The following is a 23,014-nucleotide window of genomic DNA, read 5'->3' as shown; positions in this document are numbered from 1 at the left end:
ATACGTCGAGGATTGCCACTAGTACGGTGAAGTACTAAACATTCGGCGCCAAAATCCGTTCAAGTGGTAAAAATAGAACTTCTCTTCAAACCTTTTTTCGGGTAATACTCAAGCCTTACTTGTTGATGGATTTACTCTCGCAGTAAAGTACCATTGCCTTCCGTGATCCACCACACAGTTTTTGAATAAGGTGCAGGGGAAACATCACCTTTTCGTTTAACAGTAAAGACAGAAACCCGGGAAAACTAGTTTTCATTGGAATTCCCCTTATTCCAGACTGTTTAGTGCGCTCCAACATGCTCAAGGTCAGCTTCTTGGATTCGTTGCGTTTCACAATGAAATTCGAAAGGGGGAATAGCATGTTGGATACGGGGTACGTGAGTCCCGTGACATGCGATACCGTCATGTCCTCTCTGCGAAAAGCTTCAATGGCAGTCTCTCTACTGTAACGCCGATAATGCCCGGCAATCTCATCTTCAATTCCCCAGTGATCCGGAGAACCAGGCACGATAGATATCATCAACCCGCCTGGAGCAAGACAATCTCGTCCGCGCGAGATAAACGCCCTCTCGCCATCGTCGTCAAAATGCTCCATTACCATGCATGAAACCACCAAGTCATACGACGCTACAGGCGCCGCAAGCCAGTCCCCAAGAACCACCTCATATCGTCCTTCAGAGATTTCAGCAGAAAACCGCGTCTGTAGTGATTCTACCGTGCTAGATGAAAGGTCGAATGCTTTCCCATGCCACCCAAGAGAAAGCAATAGGTCCGATATATGGCCGGAACCAGCACCAATTTCAACAAAACACCCAGGTTCGAGCCCTGAAACCCGTTCCTTAAGGTACATAAGCTGCAATAAAGTGCCTGGCGGGAGTACGTCCATGATGTTCTCAGATCTAGGAAATTTGTCCGATTTTCGCACCGCTAACGGATCTAGTCCAGCAGTCCGACGCATCGGTGAGGCATCGTACAGCGTTCTTGAGCTATGCGACGCTCGTCAACTGCCACTTTTCCTCGGTATACTGCCAGGCACATATTATATGCCTAGCCATCAGTTAGGAATGCGGGAAGCAGCTCAGATATGAAACTATCCATAGTAACAACCCTTTATCAATCGGCTCAATACGTACCTGAGTTTCTAGAGAGGGCAAAAGCCACCGCAGAAGAATACGCAGGGACGGACTATGAAATAATTTTCGTAAATGACGGCTCTCCAGACGATAGTTTAGATGTAGTTTTGAAACTGGCTCAGTCAAAAGCAAACGTTGTAGTTCTTGATCTTTCGAGAAACTTCGGACATCACAAAGCAATGATGACCGGATTGTCGTATTCTACAGGCGACCATGTGCTCTTAATCGATAGCGACCTTGAAGAGGAGCCAGAGTGGCTCATTAAATTTGACGCCGCTGCAAAGGAAAGCAACTCGGACGTAGTGTACGGCGTGCAGTCGAAACGGAAAGGAGGTGTTATTGAGCAATTTACCGGATCTATTTTTTATAAACTTTTCCGGACAATTACCGGCATCAATCAACCAGACAACATAGTAACCGCACGCCTCATGTCTCGGCGCTATGTAAATGCACTGATCATGCATAAGGAACGCGAGTTAAACATTGGTGGTCTATGGGTGATAACCGGCTTCAAGCAAACTGCAATTGACATCACCAAACATGACTCAAGCCCCACTACTTACTCGCTTCGAAAAAAAATCAGTCACCTTGTTAACGCAGTAACTTCATTTAGTAGCTTCCCACTAGTATTTACATTTTACAGCGGCCTCATTATTTCCTTAACCGCTATGGCATTCATAATAATTTTGGGCATCAAGTACGCTTTAATTTCAACCATACCAAGTGGCTATACATCCATTATTGCATCTATATGGTTATTTTCAGGACTAATTATTTCGTTCCTGGGTATACAAGGTATATACATATCAAAGATATTTATAGAGATAAAGCAGCGGCCCTACACCATCATCAAAGAAATACACAGGTCGAACAATGAAAACAAATAATATAGTACCCGATAAAAACTACGGAGTTCTTGATCAAATCGTATCTACAACTGATACAGATGAAGCTATTGAGCAAATACGCTCGATAGGTTACGCAGTAGTCCAATCCGGGTTGACTGCAGAAGACCTTATCATTTTTAAGAACGAATTCGATCGCGCCCACACTTGTTATATTGAAAAATATGGCAAAGAGTTTCTAGAGGATAGAGATGAGCAAAATACTATTCGCCTTCCCCTTCTGAGTGAAAGCAAAAGGTTTATTGAAATATCCACCAATCCAAATGTACTCGCAGTGATAGGACAGCTTATAAAGGGAAAATTTATACTTAACCAACAAAATGCAATCATCAACCCGCCGCGAGAGCAATACAACCAGGGTGCGTGGCATCGTGATTTACCCTACCAACATTTCGTTTCAAGCGACCCGATAGCGATAAACGCGCTGTTCTGCCTGGATGACTTTTCGAAAGAGAATGGTGCGACATTTGTGATTCCAGCATCTCATAAAACAGGCTCCTTCCCATCGGAAAAATACATAAAAAATAACGCCATTCAGGTAGAGGCAAAGGCAGGTTCCTTTATAGTTCTGGACTGTATGCTTTATCACGCCGGTGGGTATAATCGCACCCTAGAGAAGAGGAGAGCAATCAATCATATTTACAACATTCCATTTTTGAAGCAGCAAATACAGATCCCTGGGAACATTGACCCTAATACTCTGTCGAGTCTACAAAAAGATATTTTTGGTTTTTCGTATAGCGAACCTAAAACGGTAGAAGATTTTCTTTTATCCCGAAAATCAAAGTAACCAAGCGAATAAAGCAAACCTAATGTAGGCGCCGGCGTACCCTGCGTATAGTTTCAGCACGAGGATCTTCCTTACGGTCCCGCTTGCTCAAGCAGTTGCCGCAAAAGAAAAGTAAGCGCTCCATGAACCCCACATTCAAAACGCTTAGCTGATCTTCGATGCTGTGCTCCCGATTTCCTTCTGGAGCCAGCACCTCATGATGCGACCCGACGCTAAAGTCGAAAATATCTATTTTTACCCCAAGCCTGTCGGCTTTCGAAAATCAATCGTAAGCGCTCCATAAACCCCACCCGATCAAAAAGTTGTTCCTGGTGGTGTGTGACACGCTCGACCTGCTGCAACAGATGAACACACAACTGTCTGCCGACACTCATTTACCAGGACCAACACCGAGCCCAACCGATGCTGCCGCATTCACCAACAAAGTCAACTCCGCACTGCAACTTGCGGGGAAATTGAAGCCCACCACCCTGTAATTCTAGAGGAAAAGATCCGCAGAAAATAATGTCGGGGCGATGAACCACACAACTCCACATGCGACATGAGGGATAAGCGCTGTCCAGCCTGCCCAAGCTCGGTTGAAAGGCTGAGAAAATAGGAAAAATGCACTTTCAGCGTAGAGAAGAAAAATCACTGTTTGTCCTGTCCATGCAAAATTGCCTTGCATCATTCTCGGCCCACTTTCAACGACGCAAAAGCTAATTCCAAGGCCGACGACCAACATAAACCAGGAGAATATTAATCGGGGAGTCAAACGGCGAGTGGCCACAGCGATGCATAGTGTAACAAGAGGGAATAATAGTGCACCAGGCAATTTCGATATGACATCCGAGGCGCCTCCGTAAACTAAAAACGGAGCAAACGCCAACCCATTACCAGCTTGTGGTGATGAGAATGTCATTAGGTACTGAAAAATTAGCGCAGTCACCGCAGGCATTGCGATTAAAATGAAATTATAGACTGCTTGGCGCCGTGATGAAAAAATAAACCGATAAAGCTCAACTGCCGCAGCGCAGGGTAAGAAGACTATCAGGAATGACGGCTTTGCCAAGGCAGACAGTATTATTAGGATTGGCAACGCCAATTTTAGTAATCCTTTGCGCGTGGCACTGTTAGAAATAATGACTGAGTAATAGATTGTCATTATTAGTAGGGATATTAATTTTGACAGGTTTTGTGTGGGATTGTGATAAACAATTGGCGCAACGTATCCATAATAAAAATTATGCTGAAATGCACTTTGGATAAATATATGAGACGCGATAAGTACAGTTGACGGAATCAAAACTAGAATCCAGAATTTTGATTTATTGACTGAAGTTTTGTGGAATGAGTAACACAAAATTGCTGCCATCCCGCCATAACATAATGCTAGCGCTAGAACAGTAGCGTTTTCATAGGAAATGCCAAAAATAAAATGCAGTAATTTAAGTAATAGTTGGTAAAGAAAATGTGGTGATTTAATATCTGACAGTGCGCCTATTTGCTGCGCGTATTCAAGGTGAACCCACATATCGGTAGTTCGAGTGTTATTTACGAGATAGCCGTAAAACGGAACTGAAAACAAAATTGTCGCAATTGCAGCGGATAAAAAAATGTGCGAGTTGCAAACTACTGTTGCTTTAAATTTTGTCCAAGGCGAAAAAGCTTTTTTTTGACCCGGTGCGACAGCTTTATAAAATGAGTTTTTATTCATTTTGTTACCAGTTAAAAAACGATATGGTTTTATAATTTTTCGTATTGGCGGTACGCAGATTACGTTGTTCTGAACACATAGTCCCGGCGTGTCGTGGTGAAGTTAAAACTTGAAGGTATCAGTGGAAGTCCAGGAATCAGAGCTTTTCTGAAAGTGGGCTCTCCCCCATTGCCACCTAGCGTCGAGCCCTAGGCCAAGGCGCAGAATACCTCAACCAAGCGGTATCAGCTACATCTAGGACGTCCATGATGGCCTTATTCATTCGCTGCTGACGCTGCTAAAGCCGCATGACTATCGGACGAGCGTAAGTGCTCCATAAACCCTACATTCAAAACCGCTGCCTAAACCCCGATGCCTTGTTCCCGATTCCCTTCTGGAGCCAACACCTCATGATGCGACACGACGCTAAAGTCGAAAATATCTATTTTTAACCCAAGCCTGTCGACTTTCGAAAATCAATCGACGGCCTGGCTGCCCTAGTGGAGTTGGACATCAAAGTCGCGGTGTTCGACCCCGTGCTTTTCGTGTTCCTAAATAAGCCGCGTAACCGAGTGAAAATCCTTTACTGGGAGCGCAACGGCTTTTGCCTTTGGCTCAAGCGCCTTGAGTCCGAACGGTTTAAAACCTCGCCTGAAGTCACCGACCAAGCGATTGTGCTCACGGTGCAAGAGCTAAACTGGATGCTCGATGGCTTTGACCTTTGGCGAAACCGTCCTCATCAGGTTCTGACACCGCGATTTGTTGCCTGATTCGGTATAATCCTGGGTATGAATTCCATGCCCGAAAATCTTCCTGACGATCCAGTTCTGCTCAAGCAAATGCTTGCGCAGATGCTAGACGAGCGTCAGTTGGATAAAGGAAAAATTGTTCGGTTAGAAGAGCAAAATGCGCTCTTGATTCAGCGCCTGTTCGGTCGTAAGTCCGAGCAAACCGCTGATCCGGCACCGCCGCAACTTGCCCTGTTCAACGAAGCTGAAAGTGTTGCCGAGCCCGTCGACGAATCAGCGGAAGAAGAAGTTGTTGCGCCGACTAAGCGCCGTGGCAAACGCAAGCCATTGCCTGCTGATCTTCCGCGCATCGAAGTCATCCACGAACTGCCCGAGCATGAGTTGACCTGTGCTTGCGGCTGCCGCAAGCACAGCATTGGCGAAGAAGTCAGCGAGCAGCTTGAAATCGTGCCAATGCAGATCCGCGTGATCAAACATGTACGCAAGGTCTATGCGTGTCGCGATTGCGAAGGCGCGCCGGTCACTGCCGACAAGCCGGCGCAACTGATCGAAAAAAGCATGGCTATCCCCAGTGTCCTGGCGATGCTGCTGACCACCAAGTACGTCGACGGTTTACCCCTTCATCGCTTCGAGAAAGTGCTGGGCCGTCACGGCATCGATATCCCGCGCCAAACGCTGGCGCGCTGGGTGATCCAGTGCGGTGAGCACTTGCAGCTGCTTAACTTGATGCGTGACCGGTTGCTGGAAAGTCGAGTGATCCACTGCGACGAAACCCGCGTGCAAGTGTTGAAAGAGCCGGATCGAGAGGCCAGCAGCCAATCCTGGATGTGGGTGCAAACGGGCGGTCCGCCCGACAAACCTGTGATCCTTTTTGACTATTCCACCAGCCGCGCGCAGGAAGTACCCGCACGCCTGTTGGATGGTTATCGCGGCTATGTAATGACCGACGATTACGCGGGCTACAACGCCTTGGCGGCACAACCCGGCGTTGAGCGCATGGGCCGCTGGGCGCATGCGCGGCGTAAGTTTGTCGAAGCACAAAAAGTGCAACCGAAGGGCAAGATCGGGCGCGCCGATATCGCGCTGAACCTGATCAACAAGCTCTACGGTATTGAGGGCGATCTGAAAGAACTCAGCGATGCTCAACGGCACGAAGGCCGTCAGCAAGAAAGCCTGCCGCTTCTGACTCAACTGCGTACTTGGCTGGAAAAGACCCAACCACAGGTCACCACGCAGAACGCCTTGGGGAAGGCGGTCGGGTACTTGGCCAGCAACTGGAACAAGCTGGTGCGCTATACCGAGGCAGGTTACTTGCCCATCGACAATAACGCCGCTGAGCGGGCTATCCGGCTCTTCGTTATTGGTCGCAAAAACTGGCTATTTAGCGACACCCCAAAAGGCGCCAAGGCCAGCGCTCAACTTTACAGTTTGGTCGAGACCGCCAAAGCCAACGGCCAGGAGCCCTATGCGTGGCTGCGCCACGCACTTGAACGCTTGCCTCAGGCAACTTCGGTTGAAGATTATGAAGCCTTGTTGCCGTGGAACTGCTCGCCGGCATCGCCGAGCTAAGTGCACCGCCCCATTTTGATCGGGTGGGGTTTATGGAGCGCTTACGTATTTCCTGCGCGCGGATGGAGGAATAGTCAAAAAGGATATCTGGTTTGTCGGGCGACCGCCCGTTCGCCCCCACATCCAGGATTGGTTGCAGGCCTCTCGATCCAGTCCTTTCAGCACTTGCACGCGGGTTTCGTCACAGTGAATCACCAGACTTCCAACAACCGGTCACGCACCAAGTTAAAGAACGGCTGAAGTGCTCACCGCACTGGATGACCCAGCGCGCCAGCGTTTGACGCTGGATATTGATACCGTGACAGCCTAATACTTTGTCGAAACGATGAAGGGGTAAGCCGTCGACGCATTTGGTAGTCAGCAGCATCGCCAAAACACTAGGGCTAGCGAGCTCTTTTCGATCAGTCGAACGGGTTCGTCGGCAGTGACCGGCACGTTTTCGCAATCGCGACACGCATAGGCCTTTCGTACACGCTTGATCACACGGATCTGCATCGGCCCAATTTCAAGCTGTTCGCGGACTTCTTCACCATTGGTGAGTTTGCGGCAACCGTAGGCGCAGGTCAGTTCGTGTTCGGGGAGTACACGGATGACTTGGACGCGGGGCAGATCAGCAGGCATCGGCTAGCGTTTTCTGAGCGAAGGGGAATAGACCAGATCAGATAAACGCTCGGGTTGAAACGGTGACCACAAGGACATTCTTCAAACAGCTTTGCCCGTAGGGCCGCGTGATCGTCGCTGTAGACGGTTTCGATGAGTGGGTAGTCTATTATGCTGCATTCGCTGAGTGCGAAAGTCGGCATGCCAGTTCGAAGCCGCTTACTAGATGCGCTCATTCTCCGTGTATCAGCACACTCCTTCGGAGGCCATTTCTTGTCTACCTATTTGAGTTTTTTTAAGGTAAAGTTCAGGCCCTTTGCCACCAGATCAACGATTTATGCTTTTCAATTCTCCGCTTTTTATCTTTGCTTTTTTGCCAATTACCTTATTAGGCTATTACCTCCTAATTAATCGCAGGCGGACTGAGCCGGCGCTTGCTTGGTTAGTATTGTGCTCATTTGTATTCTATGGGTGGTGGAATCCTGTCTATGTTTGGTTGATCGCAGCCTCAATGATTTTTAATTTTGCGCTGGGGCAAGTAATAAGTCATCCGACAAAATGGCGAAAGTCCGGATTGGCTTTTGGCATATGCAGTAATTTATTGTTGCTTGGTTATTACAAGTATTTTGATTTTTTTATAAATACGTTGAACGTTGCACTTAGTGAGGATTTCAATCTTCAACATATTGTTTTGCCGTTGGCAATATCATTTTTCACGTTCACGCAAATTGCGTTTTTGGTGGACTCATATCGTGATGAGGCCCGGGAGTATAACTTCCTTCATTACTGCCTGTTTGTCACCTTTTTCACCCATCTAATAGCGGGTCCTATTGTTCATCATAAGCAATTTTTACCGCAGTTTTTAAAACGAGAAAACACTCTTGTAAATTTTAATGACATTGCTGTTGGGCTGACTATTTTCGGTGTTGGGCTCTTCAAAAAAATAGTTTTTGCTGACAATCTGGCCGGCGACGTGGCAGCCGTCTACGGACATCCAGGAGTAGCGATCGCTGTGGCCCCGGATTTTCTAAGCGCATGGATTGGAACTCTTTCCTACGCGCTTCAACTTTACTTCGATTTTTCGGGCTACTCAGACATGGCAATTGGCTTGTCGTTGCTTTTCGGGATCAGACTTCCCGTTAATTTTAACTCGCCTTATAAAGCTACCAATATAATCGAGTTTTGGCGACGTTGGCACATTACGCTATCCAATTTCCTCAGGGACTATCTTTATATATCCCTAGGTGGTAATCGGAAAGGGAAAGTGCGGCGCTACGTCAATCTTTGGTTAACCATGTTGCTGGGTGGGGCCTGGCATGGAGCGAGCCTGAATTTTATTATCTGGGGGGCTTTGCATGGTTTCTATCTCGTTATTAATCACGGCTGGCATGCCTTGCGACGTACAATGGGATTGCACTGTGTGTTGCCTATTTTCAGGGCTCCTGTACGAGCGATCAGTGTACTGGTCACTTTTATTGCCACCCTCTTTGCCTGGGTGTTTTTCAGAGCATACGATTGGTACTCTGCCAAACTTATTCTAGCTGCGCTGGTCGGGGGCTCTGGTTTTGATGTTTCAAAGGTGACCCAAGGGGCGGTACTAGGAATTACGCAGGCTAATACGGTGTTTGCTCAGGCAGAGACTCTTACTGGACTCTCATGGCCGCAAAGAACCTTGGTTTTTTTGATGGACGTACAGAAGGTAAACTGGGGTGTTACGGGGACTCTTTTCCTGTTGGTTGTTCTTCTGATCATTATTTGGTTTATTCCTAATACCCAGCAGATATTCAGGCACTACAAGCCCGCCTTTGGGTGCGGTCCTGATGTAGGCGAGGGGCGCTGGTGCTTTGGGATGTCCTGGCGTGCTGGGCTGATGGTCGCGTTGATATTTTTCGTGGCGCTGTCTCAGCTATTCTCGGCCTTACCGTCCCAATTTATGTACTTTAATTTTTAATGGCCCTTAATATGAGCAAGCCTGTTGTATACCTTTTGAGTGTTCTTTGCAGTTTTGTAACTCTGATCGCATTGTGGTGTGGGTTGTTTGTGTTTCAGTTGGGTCTCCCGACAAAGCACAGCTACTGGACTAATGCACTTGTAATAAATAAAATATTAGCTGCACACAAGGCTGATGGCGAAAAAATGGTTTTTGTGGCAGGCTCCAGCGGAAACTTCAACATTGATGCTGAGCGGATCTCAAAAGAAACCAATATTCGTTCAGTCAACTTGGGAACGCATGCAATCCTTCCCTTAGAGTACATGATCGATCATACAAAAAAAGAGCTGCATTCGGGTGATACGGTTGTATTGGCTTTAGAGTACTTGTATTTCGCTTCGGATGAGCGGCTTAGCGATGCTTATATAGACTACCTGATATCTAGAGATCCCGAATATTTCAAAAATCTTCCTTTGTCCGACAAGGTAGATATGATGAGTTACGTATCACTGAAGCGATTGCTCACTCCAATCAGGGAATCATTTTTTCCATCTGAACCGTCATATGCCTTTAATGTGTATAGCGAGTTTTTTTATTCACCTTACGGTGACTCGCACTCTAATAACATGATTTTTTTGAGTAAGGAAATGCGCGATCAACGCTCGACGGCTCCGCCAGAATATAGAATCCTATCAAATACCGCTGCAAAAAATAACTGGGCGCTCCTCAAAGATTTTGCTGGATGGTGTAAGAAGAATAATATTTCCGTGTTGGCGGTCCCACCAGCAACTATGAAGTTTGAAATTTACGATCAACCTAATTATCATAGTGCGCTGGCGAATTTGAAGGTTTTGTATTCGCGTGCCGGTATAGCTTTCATTGGAAATCCCTATGAAGTAATGCTCGACTCCAATCTTTTTTTTGATACCAATTACCATACTAACCAGATGGGTAAGTCGACCTATACGAATGCCTTGATTGGTTGGCTCAAGCCCTACTTGAAATTGCAGTCAGTGCGTACACCAATTATCGTCGACGAAACGCCAGTAGATCAGGCGCTTCATAACTTCAACGGCTGGATGCCCGTCTCAGGGCTTCGTACTCTCGAAGGACCTTACCCCGACCATAAACTGCCGGTGGTGGCGTGGGGAGCTCCACAAACCAAATTGGAGGTAATTACAGCTAAAAGCGGTATTGCCAAGTTAAAAATTGAGTTTCTGGCAAACCTAGAAGATCAACCGGTCACTGTTCTAATAGACGATGTTCAGGTTTTTTCCAAAAAAATAACAAAGTCTTTGAATTTCGAGAGCGTGGATTTGAGTTTTCCTATGGAGAAAGGAAAGCATGTAATAACCATAAACTCCAGCGATATGTCTTCTAGCGATACTGGTATAAGTTTGCTTTACAAGACGATTTTTTTTACCCCGCCGAATATCACAACCCAATGAATGTTCAGTAGCCCATGCGCCTCTAGCTGGGTCATTATTTACAGATATTTTTGTTGTAATCTTGGGCTGCCCTCAAGGCTGTTTGGTCGGCAATGGTCCCCGCGTAGATATCGAGAACAGATCGTCCAGTTGCTGCAGAGAGTTCGACGGTGCCTTCATCACCTCTGGTGGTGCTGGTGGGGCTGGGCATGTGTATCCACCACCACCTTTTCAGTTGAAGACTACTAAACTTCGCAGCCGCGGAAGTAGACACCTGAAATTCTACGAGATACACAAATTCACATCACAGATGATCGGGCTTATGCAGCGCAAACCATTAACGTCTAATCACATCTCATTTATATTCACACAGCAATAACCCATATCGTTACTTTTTTGTGCCGCCCTGAATTCATTAGGTATCCACTCACAACGAGAAATAATGCCAGGGCTATTTAGTTTCTTGAGAAAAGGGAGCAACTTTCCACCTGTTAAATCACCCCCGTAACCTAGTTCAGACACATACAAAACGTGGATGGGACTTCTATCCGATAGATAAGCAAAGTATGTCATATGGTCCACCACAAGGTTTGCAGTAGAAGCATCTGAGATCCCGCACTTAGCACCCAATGTCTTAATAGACTCAATGTGCGAAGTTGCGCCTAGTACAGGAATAGAGAGCGGCTGACCGTCTATGGTTGCAAGATCAGAGGACGCATGCTTAATGATCGAGGGGGTTACTAACGAAAAAAGCGCAATCAAAGATACTGTTGAACAGGCCATCAAAATAAAATAGGCTGATGCAGAAACACCTGCTAAAGGCCTAATCTGGCGCATTGACTGCAACATCAAAGCTACTAATACCACAGATACTGGGATAAACTGAGTCCCAGCATAAAAATTTTGAAGATTGTAGAACAAAACATTGAATAGATTAGAAATAACCAAAAGTGGCGCTAGAATCGATGTAGCTGTGGTTTTCCGCAAAACTAATTGAGCTAAATAAATTAGCAGGCAGACAAGATGACTACCGAGTACAAAAAAACCGATTAAATAGGCAATACCCGCATTCAAGCTAACTAACCACACAGAATCGCTAACATCAATAGGAGGAAGCCATCCAGATTGAAAATTCGCATTGTATGTCAAATGCAACAAGAACCTTTCAGGAAACATTATTAGATTATTAAGGGCCGCAGAGAAGAAATCCCAAGGATTAGAAAACAGCATATTTGGCAATAAAGTGTTAGATGTCAACATCTTCTGTACGAATGGAGCGTCCCCACAAACGGCTAAAGCACTGGAATCGTGATAAACCTGATAGCACAGGACGATTACAAAAAGCACAAAACTAAAACGTACTAATTTATTGTAGGCTCCCGTTGCCAACCAGGTTGCGAGTAAAACAAACGGAAAGAAGAAAAGGCTCTTCGGATGAGAGTAAAAAAAACAGGACAGCGTGACAGTTAGCGCTATTCCGCCTAAGTTTCTTTTAGTCGCTGATTTAGTCTGTTTTAAGAAAAGCGCAAACAAACAGAGCAATAATAGCGTAATGGTCAGAACCTGTTCTGACCTAGACATCACCCACAGATAAGGAGTTATGCCCAGAGAAGAAAGCGCGACCAGTCCTGCCAATCGATGAGTTGCGGTTTTAACACTTCGTGTTTGTTGATAGCACCACCAGCCAATTAAAGAAAACCAGACGATGGTGCAGACGATGCCACTGACTCGAATCCCAAGAGGTTCCAAATGAGAGTAAATAAGGGACAGCACTATCCCCGCAGGATAAAACACCGCAGAAATCGCTCGCCCTGTAGTACTTGTGCACTGTGGAAAAAATGATATAAGTTCCTGATCCTCCAGAAAAAATCTACCTAAGCTCCATTTTGCCATAACCTCATCCGAATAAATCGGAAGAAAAATTCCGCTCAACAGTGCGCAAAGAAACAAAAACAAAACAGCAACAGACACTTTAGTTATTATAAAGTCTTTCATACTTAACTAACAAAACCCCAGTGCGAACTAATAAAATAACCTTATACCTGTACGCTGCCAATTGCCCCAAAAGCTCGCTTCGAGGTAGGTTCACCGCTGTGCCGGCCCGCCATTTTCATTATCAGTACCTTAGCGCTCGTGACAGCTACTCTTCATGACCACTAGACGACTAAGGCTCCAGACAGCGTTGCTGATAAATCCAGTCAACGATTTCTCCATCTGGCGAATACCCGCTAACGGTTTCACGAAGCAGCTGACGGACTTTGTTGTAATCATCCACCTCTACAGCAGCAAGCAGTTCAGCCACCCGAACTTTAAGTACCTCCCACGAGAGATAATCTTCGTTCGCACTCATAATCATGGGGTGACCTGTCGCAACCACATTGTCTCCGATCAGAAGTTCTTCGTAGAGCTTCTCACCTGGGCGAAGCCCACTGAACTCAATCGATATGTCGCCATGCGGGTTCTTCTCAGAGCGAATGCTCAAACCAGACAGATGAACCATTTTTTCCGCCAACTCAACAATTTTCACCGGCTCGCCCATGTCGAGAACGAAAACGTCCCCTCCTTGGCCCATAGACCCAGCCTGAATCACTAACTGGGCGGCCTCGGGAATTGTCATAAAATACCTGGTAATCTTCGGGTGGGTAACCGTTATAGGTCCCCCCGATTTTATCTGCTTGTGAAATAGAGGGATAACTGACCCTGATGATCCCAAAACATTGCCAAAGCGAACCATCGTGAATCGGGTTTTGTTTACTTGTGAGACGTTTGACTTATCGCCAAACATGACGGGTGCCAGTTCACGACTTAACGCCTGCAAAACCAATTCGGCCAGACGCTTAGTACTACCCATCACATTAGTCGGTCGTACGGCTTTATCCGTGGAGATCAGGACAAAATTCTGGACGCCAGCTTGCAGAGCGGCTTGAGCGGTGTTGAGGGTACCGATTACATTATTCAACACGCCTTCAGCAATATTATGCTCGACCATCGGTACATGTTTGTAGGCTGCGGCATGGTAAACAGTTACGACATGCCAAGTTTTCATCACATCGAACAATTTGGATTGACTGCGAACTGATCCCAGTATCGGTAAGAGCTTAACCGGAAGCGCCTCACGAGCAATCCGCTGTTCAAGTTCGGAAAGAATGCTGTATAAATTAAATTCGCTGTGTTCAAACAGTAAAAGAATCGTCGGTCCCAAGGACAGAATCTGGCGGCAAAGCTCTGAACCAATGGAGCCACCCGCCCCCGTCACAAGTACCGACTGACCTCTAATGCAATGTTCTAGTAAGTTTTCCTGTGCAGGAACAGCGTCCCGCCCCAACAAGTCGGCGATGTCAACTTCTTGAATGTCGTCGACCTTGACCCGACCACTCGCGAGATCCATGAAACCTGGAACGCTTCTGACATGCAGAGGAAAGCCCTCAAGGTACCCAAGAATTTCGCGGCGACGCCCCCTAGTACAAGACGGAACCGCAAGAAGTATCTCTTGCGCGCCTGTAACTTCAATCAAGCGCTGAATATGTTTTGGTTTGTAAACCTGCAACCCAGAAATGACTCGATTTGAAATGCTTTCGTCGTCGTCTATAAATGCGACTGGACGCATCAGCCGCCCCATTCGCAAAGCTGCGACAAGTTGATTTCCTGCCGCACCCGCCCCGTAAATAGCTACCTTAGGTAACCCATTGTCTCTGCTGGCGAAAGGGACGTGCTGTGCGGCGCTGAACCAGTCACCCAAGAAGTACTGACGCATTGCCAAACGCAATCCGCCAATCATGACCATACTCAACCACCAGTAATTGAATATAATAGAGCGTGGCACAACACCTTGGTGGTTACTGTACCAATAAACAACAAAGCCTAGAATAAGCGCCGAAAGAGTAACCGCTTTTATAATCGCAATAAGAGCATCGTTACCGAAATACCGCATCACCGCGCGGTACATACCAAAACGAATAAATAACGGAATTGCAACTATTGGCGCACTCAGAAATAGCCACGTGTGCTCATGTAAAGGGTTGATCAAATCGTCAATCCCTAAACGCACGACGAATGCGGACCAAAGCGCGAACCAGACCAAAACCACATCCGTGGCTACCTGGATCATTCGCTTCTTGCGACGAGGCAATTGTAGCAACCAATTACGCATCCCGTTAATCATCCTTTGCGAACCCATCCGAGCTTTCCCACATCTACATACAAATCCGGGAGCAGCGTCGTTCGAAAACAAATGCTGCTGCTTTACCTGACAAAATCAGCCACACTCAAGCTACTGCAGCTTCTCGCATAACCTCTGACAACACTTCGCAGGTTTTGTTTATTTCTTCTGATGTCAACGTCGGATGCACCATGAACATGAGGCTGTCCTCCCCAAGAGCCTGTGCAACAGGCAACCGTGAGGCCGGACGCCACCCAGTATCGTCAAAAGCCTTCTCAAGATAAACCTCAGAGCAAGATCCGGAAAAGCATGGTACACCGCGAGCCGAGATTTCTCCCAAAATGCGATCGCGATTCCAACCGTCCTTCATTTCATCTGACTTGACAAAGACATAACATTTATAGGCTGCATGGGTGATATCCTGAGGAATAATCGGTACTCTTAGCCCACTCAATTGAGCAGCGCAGTCCCAGATTTTCTGAGCGTTATCTTGCCGTTTCTGGTGCCAATCAGCCATGTATTTTAGCTGAAGTCGCCCTATTGTTCCCTGTACCTCAAGCATTCTCCAGTTGGTGCCAAAACTTTCATGCAGCCAGCGGAAACCCGGGGCATGTTCACGCTCATAAACAGCCTCCCAGGACTTCCCGTGATCTTTAAATGACCACATCCTTGACCATAGTTCGCGGTCATTGGTGGTGACCATGCCGCCCTCACCTCCTGTGGTCATGATTTTATCCTGACAGAAGGACCAGGCACCTACGTGTCCTATTGAACCTACGGCACGACCTTTGTATCGAGCACCGTGGGCTTGTGCACAATCTTCAATAACCTTTAGCTGATGCTCGGAAGCCAACGCCATGATCGGGTCCATATCGCATGGCCACCCAGCAAGATGGACACAGATAACCGCTCGTGTACGGGGTGTCAGCACAGCGCTGATGGTGTCGGCTGTGAAGTTTTGAGAATCCGGATCCACATCCGCAAAAACGGGCACCGCCCCTGCGTTAACAATACTTGACACGGACGCAAGGAATGTACGAGAAGTAACAACTACCTCATCCCCCGCGCCGATGTCTAAACATTGGAGAGCCAAATCGAGCGCGACGGTGCCATTGGCCAATGCAATAGCATATTGGGTATCACTCCAGGCGGCGAACTCCTTCTCAAACTCCCGGCACTCTTGCCCCGTCCAGTAGTTGACCTTATTAGAAAGAATTACATTTCGAACCGCATCCGCCTCTTCATTGGTAAATGAGGGCCAAGGAGCAAAAGGTGAATTAAGCATTATTTTAAAGACCCCAATCAGTATTTGAAAAAACCATGACCTGTTTTACGACCCAAACGGTTTGCGCGAACCATCTTCCGCAACAAAGGATGAGCCCGATATTTCGGATCGCCGGTTTCAGTATGGAGTGTTTCCATTATAGAGAGATTGACATCATTACCTATTAAATCTGCGAGCGCCAACGGACCGATGGGATGATTTGCTCCCAATCTCATTGCCTTGTCGATTTCCTCAGCCGAAGCAACATCCTCAGCGAGAATACCAATCGCCTCATTGATCATCGGTATTAGCATTCGATTAACAATAAATCCGGGGGCTTCATTAACCAAAACCGGATCTTTTCCAAGCTGCCGAGCGAAGCTCATGGCAAAATCGATAGTTTGCTTAGACGTAGTCAAACCAGCAATTACTTCGGCAAGCTTCATAACAGGCGCCGGGTTGAAGAAATGCAACCCTACTACGTTGTCCGGCCTCTTTGTAAGACTAGCCAATTCAGTAATAGATAGAGAAGATGTGTTGGATGCAAGCACGGTATCCAGAGCACACACTTCTGCAAGATTAGAAAAAACCTCCCGCTTTATATCTATGTTCTCAGAAGTCGCCTCAATGATGCAATTCGAGTTATTAAGATCTTTGTAGTCGGCAGTGATAAATATTTTATGAAACGATTTGGCCGCAGCGTCCTCTGTCATTCTTTTTTTTGCGACAAGGCGCGACAGCTGCAACTTTATATCGGCAAGACCTGCGTGTGCGCGCTGTAATGTGCCCCCTTTCCATATGATGGAATCCACGCCTTCATTCTGGGAAAGTAGTTGTACAATACCATTGCCCATCGTACCTGTTCCAACCACAGAAACCTTAATAGCCGACAGTAAAACAGTCATTTTTTACTCTCATCAATCCGCAATAGTTTTGAATGCCTTAGCAGGGCTGCCAAAAAAAACCGTATTTTCAGGTATATTTTTTGTGAGCACACTTCCCATCCCCAGCATTCCACCACGACCAATTGTCAATCCCTGACGTATCGATGCCCCAGTCCCGACCTCAGCGGCCTCACCGATGAGAACATTGCCAGAGATCGCTACCAAGGGCGCGACTGTAACGAAATCTTCTAAGCGCGTTTCATGACCAACCGTGCAGTTTAAATTAATAATGACATGAGCACCGATCTCTATATCAACCGTACATATCGTACCGGCACAGATAATACTACCCGCTCCGACAGATACCTGTTCAGTCATAACAATAGCTGCAGGGTCAATTAGAGTGGCGAAGTCGGGCGAACCTGACAATAGCATCTTGCTCAAAATCTTTTTCCGGACACGAGGATTTCCAACCGCAATTACAAACGCGCAATCATCGTACTTTATCCACTGATCAATCGTATCCAGGACACGAGCACTGGAAAAAACGTGGCCTTGTACAGCAGGGTTGTCATCCAGAAAACCATGAATAACCAACCCTAGCCTCGACGCGAGAAAATGGACTTCCTTGCCAAAGCCGCTGAAACCCACAATTATCAACTTCTTACTGGTTAACATATTCGACTCCATACTTGGCATCTCGTCTAAACATGACGCCTCAGAAAAACGTTTGACTACTCGTCACCAGTGAACTTTGTCATCGTTGCCTCACCTTCAGCACTTATTCCGTCACGGACGATAACTTTTTTCACCGTCAAGGCAATTATCTTCACATCGAGTAAAAAAGACCTGTTGTCAACGTACCAGACATCAAGGCGAAATTTATCCTTCCAGCTTATCGCGTTTCGACCATTTACCTGGGCCCACCCCGTTACCCCAGGCCGAACCTCATGACGGCGGAATTGTTCCTTTGTATAAAGGGGTAAGTACTCTAACAACAAAGGACGAGGGCCTACTAAACTCATGTCGCCCTTTAGGACATTCCACAACTCAGGCAGCTCATCAAGACTGCTTGAACGTAAAAATCTCCCAAAAGGAGTCATGCGCTCAGCGTCAGGGAGTGGATTTCCATGTTCGTCGGTTGCATCGAGCATGGTACGAAATTTTATCATTTCGAAAGGTTTACCATCACGACCAGGCCTGACCTGGCGAAAAATTACAGGTGAACCCAATTTGGAACGGATCTTCCACGCAACAACAGCTATGACAGGCAGTAATGTCATTAGCCCTAGAGCAGATGCGACTATATCGAACAGTCTTTTAAACATCAAAAATCCCATAATTTATTGTTTTTTAGCCAATCGTCTAAAAATAAATCCAAATTTTTTCACACCCTGTTCAAGGGAGAGACTCTGTTCGTAAAACTGTTTTCCGTTGCTCGCCATGCTCTGCAGCATACTTGGGCTAGCGGTCTTTAACATTATCGCCGCTGCTGCTAAAGACTTCGCGCTTTCTGAATCGGCAATTACCCCGCACTGGCTTTCAGTAACAAGCGCTGCCGCGTCGCCATCAACGGCCATTAATAGCGGCCTTCCTGCAGCCATGTAAGCCTGAGTTTTAGACGGAATAGTCACTTCGAATAGTTTGTCTTTTTTCAGATGCACCAAAAGCGCATCGGCCTCTTGAAGGTAGCTTCCCACTTCTGACATAGGGACGGGCGGCAGAAAATCTACGTTCGTTAACGACATCGAGGCCGCCATATCTTTTAATCGCGATGCCTCAACTCCACCACCCAGAAAAATAAACGCAATATCTGGGTGCTCACTTTTGACTAATGCCGCAGCCTTTAAGACGTGATCCAACGCCTGCGCTTTACCCAGATTTCCTGCAAATAAAATTCTAAACATTCCATTCATCGGTAGTTTGGCACTCCCCGACTTATTTGGTTTTTTTAGATCATCTTCGGAGCACCAGTTATAGATTACCTCAATCTTGTCAGAGGGGACGCCGCGTTCGATCAGCAGGCTCTTGAATCCAGGCGACAACACCACTACCTGATCAACATGGCGATAAACCCAATCACAAACGGAAGAAATCAACCCCAAAATCTTCTCATTTGAAAACATACCGGTGGCTCGCAGCGTATCAGGCCACATATCCTGAATGTCATAGACAACGGGTACGCGCCGAAAAGACCGTAGCAAAGACGCTGCGATCCCTACCGTCAAAGGAGGATGATAGGCGTAAATAACATCTGGCCGTCTTGCACCAAACAATCCATAGACCAGCGCAGCGGCAGCGAAGCTGATGTAGTTTAGAATGCGCCCAACACCGCTTTGACCATGACTTGGGTATAAAGGCACCCGTGTAACGCTCACGCCATCAATAATTTCCTTCTGAAGCCAGCGCATTTTAAACCCTGGGTAAATTTTTCCTCCAGGATAGTTTGGAAAGCCCGTGAGCACTTCCACATCAAACCCCTGTGACATCAGCTCACGCGCGAAAACCAAACCCTTAAATGTAGGCTCAGGATCAAACCATTGTGTCAAAAGCAAAACACGTGGTGCCATTCTCTCAGAACCTTTTCCAAACAGTACGCATGACGTAATCACGATAGCTATGAATGATACGAACAACTTTCTCTGCCACGTTCGGCATACTGTAGTCCGCGACCAATCGTAACTCACGCATAATACCACGACCCTGGCTCTCCAGAATCTGGAGCCCCTGAAGCGCGCGTTCCACCTCAAGACCCACCATCATGACTGCAGCTTCCTCCATACCCTCAGGGCGTTCATGCGCCTCCCGGATATTCAAAGCAGGAAAGTTCAGGATTGATGACTCTTCGTTGATGGTCCCGCTATCGGAGAGCACAGCCTTGGACTCAAGCTGCAGCTTGTTGTAGTCCTTAAATCCGAGCGGCTTTAGCAGGCGTACGTTTTCATGAAAAACTACACCCATAGCATCCACTCGTTTCTGGGTGCGAGGGTGAGTGGAAACAATGACCGGCATACCGTATGTCGCGGCTACAGTGTTGAGCACATCGACCAGTTTCAGGAAGTTTTTATCAGAATCGATGTTTTCTTCCCGGTGAGCACTTACAACAAAGAATTTACCGGCCTCGAGTGATAGACGCTCAAGGACATCGGAAGACTCGATTCCTTCGCGATAGTAATTGAGCACTTCAAACATAGGGCTGCCAGTCTTGATCACCATATCCGGCGGTAACCCTTCGCGCAGTAGATAATCACGGGCGATGGAGCTATAGGTCAAATTTATATCGGCCGTATGGTCGACGATTCTGCGATTGATCTCCTCCGGCACGCGCATATCGAAGCACCGATTTCCGGCTTCCATATGGAAGGTTGGAATTTTTCGACGCTTTGCTGGAATGACAGCCATGCAGCTATTGGTGTCCCCAAGTACTAACATTGCGTCAGGTTGAACCTCGGCCAAAACCCGATCTACTGAGATAATCACGTTGCCTATGGTTTCAGCACCAGTGGTTCCAGCCGCATTCAGAAAATGATCCGGTTTGCGAATCCCCAGATCCTGAAAGAAAATTTCGTTTAATTCATAATCGTAATTTTGTCCGGTGTGAACCAAAACGTGATCACAATATTTATCAAGGGAGGCTATCACTCGCGACAACCGAATGATCTCCGGGCGAGTGCCCACGACCGTCATAATTTTCATTTTGTTCATTTTTGTTCTCTGTTCGAGTGCGCCGCTGCCTGTGTACCTACTGGAAGGGCGTAAGTATCCGGTTGCTGACGATCAAAAATTTCATTAGCCCAGAGCATTACAATCATCTCATCTGAGCCAGCGTTGGTGATATCATGAGTCCAGCCCGGCACAGTTTCTACTATTTCGGGCTTATCACCTGTGGTGAATAACTCATAAAACTCTCCACTCATAATATGGCGAAACCGGAAACAGGCGGTGCCCTTTATCACCAGAAATTTCTCAGTCTTCGAATGATGATAGTGGCCACCACGGGTAATTCCCGGATGTGCAGTAAAATACGAAAACTGGCCAGAATCGCGAGTTTTGAGCATCTCAACAAAAACGCCGCGAGGATCCCCGTACTTCGGAACTTCATAGGTAAAGCTTTCAGGTGGGAGATAACTCAAATACGTTGAATACAATGCACGTACCAGACCAGTGCCGACCGGTTCAGTAATGATTGTGTGTCTACTGTCTCGAAAAGCGCACAGCTGAACTGAAAGTTCTCCTACTGTAATCGTATATTGAGGCTCGATATCAACAAATGGCACCAAACCAAGCTCTCCGTCCATGATTGCTACAAAGCGCTTGATCACATCATCAATATAGACAAGTGTTATAGAGGCATCGGGATCGTTGATTTGTATCGGCAAGCCTCGAGAAATATTATGGCAAAAAGTTGCAACTGCCGAATTATAGTTAGGACGCGCCCATTTCCCGAAGACATTTGGCAACCGGAATATAGAAATCGATACGCCTTGACTTACAGCCAACTCTAGAACCGCATCCTCTGCTTCCCGTTTACTACAACCATAAGGGTTGTCGGCCTGGGCTTGAATAGAAGATGTATACACCACCGGGATTCGACGGCCACTTGCAGTCACGGCATCACACAGCGTACGAGTGAGATCCGCATTTCCGGTTTTAAACTCAATCGGGTTTTGAGGGCGATTAATCCCCGCTAAATGGAAAATGAAATCCGCCTGTAGAACCTTCGAATTTAAGCTATCTAACTCGTCGGCCCTACAAAAACGCAGAATCTCGATATCCTTTCGCTCCCGAAGGTGAGCGATTAGATTCTTTCCAATAAAACCATTTGCCCCAGTAATAAGTACTTTCATACCTTATTCCTCAGGTGTTGCATGCTCGCCGCGCTGAATAGCACGCATGAAATTCAGCTTAAGCAGTAGTTTTTGCATCCCCTCGACGTCAAGACGAACCGTATTATGAGAATTGTAATCCTCCATATGAGAGATTTTCTCCTCGCCTTGCTCGACAAATTTGCTGTAGTTCAGATCACGCAAATCGGGCGGCACACGGAAGTAATCACCCATATCCTCTGCACACGCCATTTCCTCGCGGCTAAGCAGGGCCTCATACAGCTTTTCACCGTGCCGAGTTCCTATTACCTGGATTGGATGTTCAGGCTTGCCAACTAGAGCTGTCAGCGCTTTGGCGAGTGTTTCAACAGTAGCACCTGGAGCCTTCTGCACAAAAAGGTCACCGTTATTACCGTGTTTGAACGCATACAGAACCAAATCTACAGCGTCTGCCAACGTCATCATGAAGCGAGTCATGTTGGGGTCGGTAATCGACAGCGGTTTGCCGGCTCGGATTTGCTCAATAAACAGAGGAATAACAGAGCCACGAGATGCCATAACGTTGCCGTACCGTGTCCCGCATATCACAGTGGACTTTTCATCGACATTCCTGGACTTGGCTACCATGACTTTCTCCATCATGGCTTTGGAAATGCCCATCGCGTTGATGGGATATACGGCCTTGTCGGTGCTCAGGCATACAACGCGCTTTACGCCATTCTGTATAGCCGCCTCAAGAACATTATCAGTGCCGATAACGTTGGTTTTAACAGCTTCCATTGGGTGAAATTCACATGACGGCACTTGTTTTAGCGCTGCCGCGTGAAATATATAGTCAACTCCGCGGGAGGCATTCAACACACACTGGTAGTCGCGAACATCACCAATGTAGAATTTAAGTTTTGAATTAGCATAGTGCTTTCGCATATCATCTTGCTTTTTTTCATCACGGCTGAATATACGTATCTCAGCAATTTCCGTATCCAAAAAGCGTTTAAGCACAGCGTTTCCGAAGGACCCAGTTCCCCCAGTGATCATCAAGGTTTTTCCAACAAACATAACGTTCTCCGTGTACTTATTTAAATTAAACGCATGCTTCATAT

19 protein-coding genes and 1 pseudogene are annotated in these 23,014 nt (G+C 46.8%); 6 read left to right on the top strand and 14 right to left on the bottom strand.

The genetic code is table 11. The annotated features are described in order from the left end of the window. Positions 1-115: 115 nt before the first annotated feature. Complete coding sequence (locus ACF0H7_RS06340; RefSeq protein WP_397451934.1) at positions 116-886, bottom strand: class I SAM-dependent methyltransferase; 771 nt, start codon at positions 884-886, stop codon at positions 116-118. Between the two features lie 198 nt (positions 887-1,084). On the opposite strand from ACF0H7_RS06340, the gene ACF0H7_RS06335 reads away from it, so the two are divergent. Both ACF0H7_RS06335 and ACF0H7_RS06330 read left to right on the top strand, forming a co-directional pair. After that, entirely contained in the window at positions 1,085-2,020 is a 936-nt protein-coding gene (locus tag ACF0H7_RS06335; protein WP_397451933.1) for a glycosyltransferase family 2 protein, read from the top strand. Next, the gene (locus ACF0H7_RS06330; RefSeq protein ID WP_397451932.1) at positions 2,007-2,828 is read left to right on the top strand and encodes a phytanoyl-CoA dioxygenase family protein; all 822 of its coding nucleotides are present in this window, start codon (positions 2,007-2,009) and stop codon (positions 2,826-2,828) included. Before ACF0H7_RS06335 ends, ACF0H7_RS06330 begins: the two co-directional genes overlap by 14 nt. Positions 2,829-3,306: 478 nt before the next feature. On the opposite strand, the gene ACF0H7_RS06325 is transcribed toward ACF0H7_RS06330, so the two are convergent. Beyond that, a complete protein-coding gene (locus ACF0H7_RS06325) occupies positions 3,307-4,524 on the bottom strand; it encodes a hypothetical protein (protein ID WP_397451931.1) in 1,218 nt (405 codons plus the stop codon). Positions 4,525-5,003: 479 nt separating this feature from the next. Between ACF0H7_RS06325 and tnpB the strand changes: the two genes are divergently transcribed. Together tnpB and tnpC are read left to right on the top strand one after the other, a co-directional pair. Next, the gene (gene tnpB, locus ACF0H7_RS06320) at positions 5,004-5,273 is read left to right on the top strand and encodes an IS66 family insertion sequence element accessory protein TnpB (RefSeq protein WP_397451930.1); all 270 of its coding nucleotides are present in this window, start codon (positions 5,004-5,006) and stop codon (positions 5,271-5,273) included. Positions 5,274-5,291: 18 nt separating this feature from the next. Next, positions 5,292-6,821 carry an IS66 family transposase gene (gene tnpC / locus ACF0H7_RS06315; protein ID WP_397451929.1) on the top strand — a complete coding sequence of 510 codons (1,530 nt, stop codon included), beginning with the start codon at positions 5,292-5,294 and terminating at the stop codon, positions 6,819-6,821. A gap of 19 nt (positions 6,822-6,840) precedes the next feature. Here tnpC and ACF0H7_RS06310 read toward each other — a convergent pair. Next, a pseudogene (locus tag ACF0H7_RS06310) lies at positions 6,841-7,445 on the bottom strand (transposase); the annotation flags it as partial. 313 nt (positions 7,446-7,758) lie between these two features. Here ACF0H7_RS06310 and ACF0H7_RS06305 point away from each other — a divergent pair. Next, positions 7,759-9,372 (top strand): MBOAT family O-acyltransferase, encoded by a 1,614-nt coding sequence (locus ACF0H7_RS06305; RefSeq protein WP_397451928.1) that lies wholly within the window; start codon positions 7,759-7,761, stop codon positions 9,370-9,372. 11 nt (positions 9,373-9,383) lie between these two features. After that, the gene (locus ACF0H7_RS06300) at positions 9,384-10,799 is read left to right on the top strand and encodes a hypothetical protein (RefSeq protein WP_397451927.1); all 1,416 of its coding nucleotides are present in this window, start codon (positions 9,384-9,386) and stop codon (positions 10,797-10,799) included. A gap of 34 nt (positions 10,800-10,833) precedes the next feature. On the opposite strand, the gene ACF0H7_RS06295 is transcribed toward ACF0H7_RS06300, so the two are convergent. From ACF0H7_RS06295 to ACF0H7_RS06245, 11 genes are all read right to left on the bottom strand, one after another. Further along, entirely contained in the window at positions 10,834-10,989 is a 156-nt protein-coding gene (locus ACF0H7_RS06295; RefSeq protein WP_397451926.1) for a hypothetical protein, read from the bottom strand. Between the two features lie 137 nt (positions 10,990-11,126). Beyond that, on the bottom strand, positions 11,127-12,773 hold the full coding sequence (locus ACF0H7_RS06290) for a hypothetical protein (protein ID WP_397451925.1): 1,647 nt from the start codon (positions 12,771-12,773) through the stop codon (positions 11,127-11,129). Between the two features lie 169 nt (positions 12,774-12,942). Continuing rightward, positions 12,943-14,940 (bottom strand): polysaccharide biosynthesis protein, encoded by a 1,998-nt coding sequence (locus ACF0H7_RS06285; RefSeq protein ID WP_397453844.1) that lies wholly within the window; start codon positions 14,938-14,940, stop codon positions 12,943-12,945. Between the two features lie 103 nt (positions 14,941-15,043). After that, a complete protein-coding gene (locus tag ACF0H7_RS06280) occupies positions 15,044-16,222 on the bottom strand; it encodes a DegT/DnrJ/EryC1/StrS family aminotransferase (RefSeq protein ID WP_397451924.1) in 1,179 nt (392 codons plus the stop codon). A 17-nt stretch (positions 16,223-16,239) separates the two neighbouring features. Continuing rightward, positions 16,240-17,106, bottom strand: a complete 867-nt coding sequence (locus ACF0H7_RS06275) for a 3-hydroxyacyl-CoA dehydrogenase NAD-binding domain-containing protein (RefSeq protein WP_397451923.1) — start codon at positions 17,104-17,106, stop codon at positions 16,240-16,242. A 12-nt stretch (positions 17,107-17,118) separates the two neighbouring features. Further along, on the bottom strand, positions 17,119-17,763 hold the full coding sequence (locus tag ACF0H7_RS06270) for an acetyltransferase (RefSeq protein WP_397451922.1): 645 nt from the start codon (positions 17,761-17,763) through the stop codon (positions 17,119-17,121). 56 nt (positions 17,764-17,819) lie between these two features. After that, on the bottom strand, positions 17,820-18,413 hold the full coding sequence (locus tag ACF0H7_RS06265) for a sugar transferase (RefSeq protein WP_397451921.1): 594 nt from the start codon (positions 18,411-18,413) through the stop codon (positions 17,820-17,822). A 15-nt stretch (positions 18,414-18,428) separates the two neighbouring features. Next, the gene (locus tag ACF0H7_RS06260) at positions 18,429-19,655 is read right to left on the bottom strand and encodes a glycosyltransferase family 4 protein (RefSeq protein ID WP_397451920.1); all 1,227 of its coding nucleotides are present in this window, start codon (positions 19,653-19,655) and stop codon (positions 18,429-18,431) included. Positions 19,656-19,659: 4 nt separating this feature from the next. Next, positions 19,660-20,790 (bottom strand): non-hydrolyzing UDP-N-acetylglucosamine 2-epimerase, encoded by a 1,131-nt coding sequence (gene wecB / locus ACF0H7_RS06255; protein ID WP_397451919.1) that lies wholly within the window; start codon positions 20,788-20,790, stop codon positions 19,660-19,662. Next, positions 20,787-21,932 (bottom strand): NAD-dependent epimerase/dehydratase family protein, encoded by a 1,146-nt coding sequence (locus ACF0H7_RS06250; protein ID WP_397451918.1) that lies wholly within the window; start codon positions 21,930-21,932, stop codon positions 20,787-20,789. The genes wecB and ACF0H7_RS06250 overlap by 4 nt, the downstream gene beginning before the upstream one ends. 3 nt (positions 21,933-21,935) lie before the next feature. Beyond that, a complete protein-coding gene (locus ACF0H7_RS06245; protein ID WP_397451917.1) occupies positions 21,936-22,970 on the bottom strand; it encodes a polysaccharide biosynthesis protein in 1,035 nt (344 codons plus the stop codon). Positions 22,971-23,014: the final 44 nt, after the last annotated feature.

This window comes from Pseudomonas sp. NA-150, assembly GCF_044336365.1.
Taxonomy (GTDB): domain Bacteria; phylum Pseudomonadota; class Gammaproteobacteria; order Pseudomonadales; family Pseudomonadaceae; genus Aquipseudomonas.
The sequence above is the reverse complement of the archived record's forward strand: the minus strand, read 5'-3'. Positions and strand labels throughout refer to the sequence as shown.

Bases quoted from the DNA above. Each gene is read 5' to 3' on its own strand.
- ACF0H7_RS06340 (WP_397451934.1), bottom strand. From the start codon at position 886: ATGGACGTACTCCCGCCAGGCACTTTATTGCAGCTTATGTACCTTAAG.
- ACF0H7_RS06335 (WP_397451933.1), top strand. From the start codon at position 1,085: ATGAAACTATCCATAGTAACAACCCTTTATCAATCGGCTCAATACGTA.
- ACF0H7_RS06330 (WP_397451932.1), top strand. From the start codon at position 2,007: ATGAAAACAAATAATATAGTACCCGATAAAAACTACGGAGTTCTTGAT.
- ACF0H7_RS06325 (WP_397451931.1), bottom strand. From the start codon at position 4,524: ATGAATAAAAACTCATTTTATAAAGCTGTCGCACCGGGTCAAAAAAAA.
- tnpC (WP_397451929.1), top strand. From the start codon at position 5,292: ATGAATTCCATGCCCGAAAATCTTCCTGACGATCCAGTTCTGCTCAAG.
- ACF0H7_RS06305 (WP_397451928.1), top strand. From the start codon at position 7,759: ATGCTTTTCAATTCTCCGCTTTTTATCTTTGCTTTTTTGCCAATTACC.
- ACF0H7_RS06300 (WP_397451927.1), top strand. From the start codon at position 9,384: ATGAGCAAGCCTGTTGTATACCTTTTGAGTGTTCTTTGCAGTTTTGTA.
- ACF0H7_RS06295 (WP_397451926.1), bottom strand. From the start codon at position 10,989: ATGCCCAGCCCCACCAGCACCACCAGAGGTGATGAAGGCACCGTCGAA.
- ACF0H7_RS06290 (WP_397451925.1), bottom strand. From the start codon at position 12,773: ATGAAAGACTTTATAATAACTAAAGTGTCTGTTGCTGTTTTGTTTTTG.
- ACF0H7_RS06285 (WP_397453844.1), bottom strand. From the start codon at position 14,940: ATGATTAACGGGATGCGTAATTGGTTGCTACAATTGCCTCGTCGCAAG.
- ACF0H7_RS06280 (WP_397451924.1), bottom strand. From the start codon at position 16,222: ATGCTTAATTCACCTTTTGCTCCTTGGCCCTCATTTACCAATGAAGAG.
- ACF0H7_RS06275 (WP_397451923.1), bottom strand. From the start codon at position 17,106: ATGACTGTTTTACTGTCGGCTATTAAGGTTTCTGTGGTTGGAACAGGT.
- ACF0H7_RS06270 (WP_397451922.1), bottom strand. From the start codon at position 17,763: ATGTTAACCAGTAAGAAGTTGATAATTGTGGGTTTCAGCGGCTTTGGC.
- ACF0H7_RS06265 (WP_397451921.1), bottom strand. From the start codon at position 18,413: ATGTTTAAAAGACTGTTCGATATAGTCGCATCTGCTCTAGGGCTAATG.
- ACF0H7_RS06260 (WP_397451920.1), bottom strand. From the start codon at position 19,655: ATGGCACCACGTGTTTTGCTTTTGACACAATGGTTTGATCCTGAGCCT.
- wecB (WP_397451919.1), bottom strand. From the start codon at position 20,790: ATGAACAAAATGAAAATTATGACGGTCGTGGGCACTCGCCCGGAGATC.
- ACF0H7_RS06250 (WP_397451918.1), bottom strand. From the start codon at position 21,932: ATGAAAGTACTTATTACTGGGGCAAATGGTTTTATTGGAAAGAATCTA.
- ACF0H7_RS06245 (WP_397451917.1), bottom strand. From the start codon at position 22,970: ATGTTTGTTGGAAAAACCTTGATGATCACTGGGGGAACTGGGTCCTTC.